4 protein-coding genes are annotated in these 6,438 nt (G+C 53.8%); 1 reads left to right on the forward strand and 3 read right to left on the reverse strand.

Annotated features, from left to right (window positions below; all coding sequences use genetic code 11):
* The 3 genes from LDK53_RS22435 to pdhR form a co-directional block, all read right to left on the reverse strand.
* On the reverse strand, positions 1 to 929 hold a 929-nt coding region (locus LDK53_RS22435; protein ID WP_318527761.1), incomplete at its 3' end, for a biotin/lipoyl-containing protein.
* A gap of 14 nt (positions 930 to 943) precedes the next feature.
* The gene (gene aceE, locus LDK53_RS22440) at positions 944 to 3,607 is read right to left on the reverse strand and encodes a pyruvate dehydrogenase (acetyl-transferring), homodimeric type (RefSeq protein WP_025756775.1); all 2,664 of its coding nucleotides are present in this window, start codon (positions 3,605 to 3,607) and stop codon (positions 944 to 946) included.
* A 123-nt stretch (positions 3,608 to 3,730) separates the two neighbouring features.
* Positions 3,731 to 4,495, reverse strand: coding sequence for a pyruvate dehydrogenase complex transcriptional repressor PdhR (pdhR, locus tag LDK53_RS22445; protein ID WP_008501960.1), 765 nt, complete (start codon positions 4,493 to 4,495; stop codon positions 3,731 to 3,733).
* A gap of 537 nt (positions 4,496 to 5,032) precedes the next feature.
* On the opposite strand from pdhR, the gene aroP reads away from it, so the two are divergent.
* The gene (gene aroP / locus LDK53_RS22450; RefSeq protein ID WP_225288123.1) at positions 5,033 to 6,403 is read left to right on the forward strand and encodes an aromatic amino acid transporter AroP; all 1,371 of its coding nucleotides are present in this window, start codon (positions 5,033 to 5,035) and stop codon (positions 6,401 to 6,403) included.
* The last annotated feature ends 35 nt before the right edge of the window (positions 6,404 to 6,438 follow it).

Raw genomic sequence — 6,438 nt, forward strand, 5'->3', positions numbered from 1 at the left:
GCAGCGGCAGGTTTAGCAGCCTGAGCCGGTGCAGCGGCAGGTGCCGGAGCAGCCGCGGCAGCCGGAGCTGCGGCAGGCGCAGCGCCTTCCACTTCGAAGACCATGATCAGAGAGCCGGTAGACACTTTGTCGCCGGTGCTGATTTTGATCTCTTTAACGGTACCCGCGAACGGCGCAGGCACTTCCATAGACGCTTTGTCGCCTTCTACGGTGATCAGTGACTGTTCAGCGGCAACTTTGTCGCCCACTTTCACCATCACTTCGGTCACTTCAACTTCGTCACCGCCGATGTCCGGTACGTTAACGTCTTTCACGCCGCCGGCAGCAGCAGGTGCAGCGGCCGGAGCCGGAGCAGCTGCCTGAGCAGGCGCGGCGGCAGGTGCAGCACCCGCCACTTCGAAGATCATGATCAGGGAGCCGGTAGACACTTTGTCGCCGGTGTTGATCTTGATCTCTTTAACGGTACCCGCGAATGGCGCTGGCACTTCCATAGAGGCTTTGTCGCCTTCTACGGTGATCAGAGACTGCTCAGCCGCTACGGTATCGCCCACTTTCACCAGGATCTCAGTGACTTCAACTTCGTCACCGCCGATGTCAGGCACGTTCACTTCTTTTGCTGCTGCGGCAGCTGCTGGAGCAGCGGCAGCCGGAGCGGCTTTCTTCTCTTCCTGCGCAGGTGCAGCAGCTGCTGCACCGTCGGCGGAATCGAAAATCATGATCAGTTTGCCGGTCTCGGTTTTATCGCCAACAGAGACTTTGATCTCTTTAACGATGCCAGCCTGAGGAGACGGGACTTCCATAGAGGCTTTGTCGCCTTCTACGGTGATCAGCGACTGTTCAGCTTCAACTTTGTCGCCCACTTTGACCAGGATCTCGGTGATTTCAACTTCATCAGCCCCGATGTCCGGTACATTGATTTCGATAGCCATTATTCTTTTACCTCTTACGCCAGACGCGGGTTAACTTTTTCTGCATCGATGTTGAATTTGGTGATTGCGTCCGCAACCACTTTCTTATCGATTTCGCCACGTTTAGCCAGTTCGCCCAGTGCTGCTACAACCACGTAAGAAGCATCAACTTCGAAGTGGTGACGCAGGTTTTCGCGGCTGTCAGAACGACCGAAGCCGTCAGTACCCAGAACGCGATAATCATCAGCTGGAACGTAAGTACGAACCTGCTCAGCGAACAGTTTCATATAGTCAGTAGACGCCACCGCTGGCGCGTCGTTCATCACCTGGGCGATGTACGGAACGCGTGGAGTTTCCAGTGGGTGCAGCATGTTCCAGCGCTCACAATCCTGGCCATCACGCGCCAGTTCAGTGAAGGAGGTCACGCTGTACACGTCGGAACCTACACCGTAGTCCTTCGCCAGAATCTGTGCCGCTTCACGTACGTGACGCAGGATAGAACCGGAGCCCAGCAGCTGAACTTTACCTTTGCTACCTTCGAGGGTTTCGAGTTTGTAGATACCTTTACGGATACCTTCCTCGGCACCTGCTGGCATTGCCGGCATGTGGTAGTTTTCGTTCAGGGTGGTGATGTAGTAGTAAATGTTCTCTTGCGCTTCACCGTACATGCGATGCAGACCGTCATGCATGATGACTGCCACTTCGTACGCGTAAGCCGGGTCGTAAGAGATACAGTTAGGGATAGTCAGAGACTGAATGTGGCTGTGGCCATCTTCGTGCTGCAGACCTTCACCGTTCAGGGTCGTACGACCGGAAGTCCCACCGATCAGGAAGCCGCGAGCCTGCTGGTCGCCTGCCTGCCAGCACAGGTCACCGATACGCTGGAACCCGAACATGGAGTAGTAGATGTAGAACGGGATCATCGGCAGGTTGTTGGTGCTGTAAGAGGTCGCAGCAGCCAGCCAGGATGCGCCTGCACCCAGCTCGTTGATACCTTCCTGCAGGATCTGACCTTTCTCGTCTTCTTTGTAGTATGCAACCTGCTCACGGTCCTGCGGGGTGTACTGCTGGCCGTTCGGGCTGTAGATACCGATCTGACGGAACAGACCTTCCATACCGAAAGTACGCGCTTCGTCGGCGATGATTGGCACCAGACGATCTTTGATCGACTTGTTCTTCAGCATCACGTTCAGGGCACGAACGAAAGCGATAGTGGTAGAGATCTCTTTGTTCTGCTCTTCCAGCAGCTGAGAGAAGTCTTCCAGTGCTGGCAGTTCCAGCTTCTCGGTGAAGTTAGGCTGACGAGCTGGCAGGTAGCCTTTCAGCGCCTGACGACGTTCGTGCAGGTACTTGTATTCTTCAGAACCTTCCGGGAAGGTGATGTAAGACAGGTTTTCTACCTGCTCATCGGTAACTGGAACGTTGAAACGGTCGCGGATATAGCGCACGCCGTCCATGTTCATTTTCTTAACCTGGTGAGCGATGTTTTTACCTTCTGCGGTATCGCCCATGCCGTAACCTTTGATGGTGTGGGCCAGGATAACGGTCGCTTTACCTTTGGTTTCGCGCGCTTTTTTCAGTGCTGCGTAGATTTTCTTCGGATCGTGACCACCACGGTTCAGCGCCCAGATCTGCTCATCAGTCCAGTCTGCAACCAGTGCGGCAGTTTCAGGGTATTTGCCGAAGAAGTGCTCACGCACGTAGGCACCGTCTTTGGATTTGAAGGTCTGGTAGTCACCGTCAACGGTTTCGTTCATCAGCTGGATCAGTTTACCGCTGGTATCTTTACGCAGCAGCTCGTCCCAACGGGAACCCCACATGACTTTGATCACGTTCCAGCCCGCACCCGCGAAGATGCCTTCCAGTTCGTTGATGATCTTGCCGTTACCGGTTACCGGACCATCCAGACGCTGCAGGTTACAGTTGATGATGAAGCACAGGTTGTCCAGCTTCTCACGGGTCGCGATGGTGATCGCACCTTTAGATTCTGGCTCATCCATCTCGCCGTCGCCCAGGAAGGCGTATACGGTCTGCTCAGAGGTGTCTTTCAGGCCACGGTGTTCCAGGTACTTCAGGAATTTAGCCTGATAGATCGCACCGATTGGGCCCAGACCCATGGATACGGTCGGGAACTGCCAGAATTCAGGCATCAGTTTAGGGTGCGGGTAAGAAGACAGACCTTTACCGTGAACTTCCTGACGGAAGTTGTTCATCTGCTCTTCAGTCAGACGGCCTTCCAGGAATGCACGTGCATAGATGCCCGGAGAGATGTGGCCCTGGAAGTACACCAGATCGCCGCCGTCTTTCTCGTTCGCTGCACGGAAGAAGTGGTTGAAGCACACTTCGTAAACGGTCGCAGAGGACTGGAAGGATGCCATGTGGCCACCCAGTTCCAGGTCTTTCTTGGATGCGCGCAGAACGGTCATGATGGCGTTCCAGCGAATTGCAGAACGGATACGACGTTCCAGATCCAGATTGCCCGGGTATTCCGGTTCGTCTTCAACGGCAATCGTGTTTACGTAGTTGCTAGCCCCTGCACCTGAAGCAACCTTCACGCCGCCTTTGCGGGCTTCAGAAAGCAGCTGATCAATCAGATACTGAGCGCGCTCAACACCTTCTTCACGGATGACCGATTCGATCGCCTGTAGCCAGTCGCGAGTTTCGATCGGATCCACGTCATTTTGGAGACGTTCTGACATGGGGGTATTCCTTATCTATCTAATACGTTGATTTGTCTGGAACCTGTCCCATTGTGCTCTTGGGCAAGAACACAATAAGACAGGTTCTGCGTTTAGTTGCCGCGCTCTAAAAGTACCTGGCGCTTAATCCTTTCGTTGCTGTATGCGGCGTAATGAACGTTCGCGACGCGATTGTTCACGGCTGCGGTCCAGCAAGATTTCCTCAATGAAAGCCAGATGTCGGTGCGACGCTTCGCGCGCCTGCTCCGGTTCCCCGGCCATTATCGCCTCGAATACTCGGGTGCGATGGTTGCTTACCAGTGGGAGCATGTCCCGACGGGCATACAACAATTCAAAATTTTGACGAACGTTCTGGGCCAGCATCGGCTCCATGCAGCGTAGCAGATGGAGGAGCACCACATTGTGTGCCGCTTCGGTGACGGCGATTTGATACTGGACGACGGCGCTGGACTCGGCGTCTAAATCGCCGGACTGCTGTGCCCGTTCAATGGCCTGATGCAGCTCGCGGATACGCACGCGATCTTCATCAGTGCTGCGAAGGGCGGCGTAATAGGCCGCAATACCTTCAAGCGCGTGACGGGTCTCAAGCAGATCAAACTGGGATTCTGGGTGGTCAGAGAGAAGTTCTACCAGCGGATCGCTGAAGCTCTGCCACAGGCTGTTTTGCACAAAAGTTCCGCCGCCCTGACGACGAAGCAGCAAGCCCTTAGCTTCGAGGCGTTGAATCGCCTCACGCAGAGAGGGACGTGAAACGTCGAACTGTTTTGCCAGTTCGCGTTCTGGCGGAAGTTTCTCACCCGGGCGCAGAGTCCCTTCGAGGATTAAAAACTCCAGCTGCTGCTCAATCACATCAGATAGTTTTGGTTGGCGAATTTTGCTGTAGGCCATATTCCCTGTCTTACGCCTTTTTGCCCGGAGTCAATTGGTCTTACCAATTTCTATTTCGTATCGCTAAAGTAACAAAGTATTCACCTTCTGTCCATATTGGTTTTGATTGAAATCAGTAAACCCTGCACATTTTAACAACCTTACAGAAATAACGTTTCAGAAATGTAACTTTGCACAAATGAGTTGATTACCCCTAAAGAGGAAGTTTTAACCATAATGAAACGAGGGTTTTTGCAATCTGAAGCGATTCAACAAAGCAAATAATGAAATTTCGCCCACTTATGGCGAATTTCTATTCTATAGGTTGGGATAAGAAGAATGAGCGGAACGATTTACAAATGCTTTCTTTTTATTCAACTCGTCATCCGTGCGTCATAAAGCAGGTGCATTCGCAGGCACTTACCACTATTCTGGCGCTTACGGAAGAGTTCTCCGCTTTTTTCGGTCTTATTAACCGTAAAGAAATAAATACAGAAAATGGATATTCATAATTACACACGCTCAGCGTGAACATAACAACCACACACGAGGTTTCAAATGGAAGCTCAACAGCACGGCGATCAGCTAAAGCGCGGGCTTAAAAACCGCCATATTCAGCTCATCGCACTGGGCGGTGCTATCGGAACCGGCCTGTTTCTGGGTAGCGCATCCGTTATCCAGTCAGCCGGTCCAGGCATTATTCTGGGGTACGCCATCGCAGGCTTTATCGCCTTTCTGATTATGCGTCAGTTGGGTGAAATGGTCGTTGAAGAGCCAGTGGCGGGCTCGTTCAGCCATTTTGCATACAAGTACTGGGGCAGTTTCGCCGGTTTCGCCTCTGGCTGGAACTACTGGGTACTGTACGTGCTGGTTGCGATGGCCGAGCTTACCGCCGTCGGGAAATACATTCAGTTCTGGTACCCCGAGATCCCAACCTGGGCCTCCGCGGCGGCCTTCTTCGTCATTATCAACGCCATTAACCTGACCAACGTAAAAGTGTTCGGTGAAATGGAATTCTGGTTTGCGATTATTAAAGTGATTGCCGTGGTGGCGATGATCATCTTTGGCGGCTGGCTGCTGTTCAGCGGCAACGGTGGCCCACAGGCTACCGTTCGCAACCTCTGGGAACAGGGCGGCTTCCTGCCTCACGGCATGACGGGGCTGGTGATGATGATGGCGATCATCATGTTCTCCTTTGGTGGTCTGGAGCTGGTGGGGATCACCGCCGCTGAAGCAGACAACCCGGAGCAGAGCATTCCCAAAGCCACTAACCAGGTTATCTACCGTATTCTGATCTTCTATGTGGGTTCGCTGGCCGTACTGCTCTCCCTGCTGCCGTGGACGCGCGTCACTGCTGACACCAGCCCGTTTGTGCTGATCTTCCACGAACTGGGCGATACCGTTGTAGCGAATGCGCTTAACATCGTTGTACTGACGGCGGCGCTCTCCGTTTACAACAGCTGTGTCTATTGCAACAGCCGTATGCTGTTCGGCCTGGCGCAGCAGGGTAACGCGCCGAAAGCGCTGCTCAACGTCGATAAACGCGGCGTACCGGTAAACACCATTATCGTGTCATCCATCGTGACCGCGCTGTGCGTACTCATCAACTACATGGCGCCAGAATCGGCGTTTGGTCTGCTGATGGCGCTGGTGGTCTCTGCCCTGGTCATCAACTGGGCGATGATCAGCCTGGCACACATCAAGTTCCGCCGTGCGAAACAGCAGCAGGGCGTCACCACGCGCTTCCCTGCCCTGTTCTACCCGCTGGGTAACTGGGTTTGCCTGCTGTTTATGGCGGCCGTGCTGGTCATCATGCTGATCACACCGGGTATGGCGATTTCCGTCTACCTGATCCCGGTCTGGATTGCCGTGCTCGGCGTCGGCTATCTGTTCAGCCAGAAAAGCCGTAAAGCCATGAAGGCCCACTAAGCCTCCTTCTGCGGTACCTGCTTTTGCGGGTACCG

This window comes from Enterobacter sp. K16B (assembly GCF_020216105.1).
In the GTDB taxonomy this organism is placed as follows: Bacteria; Pseudomonadota; Gammaproteobacteria; order Enterobacterales; family Enterobacteriaceae; genus Enterobacter; species Enterobacter sichuanensis.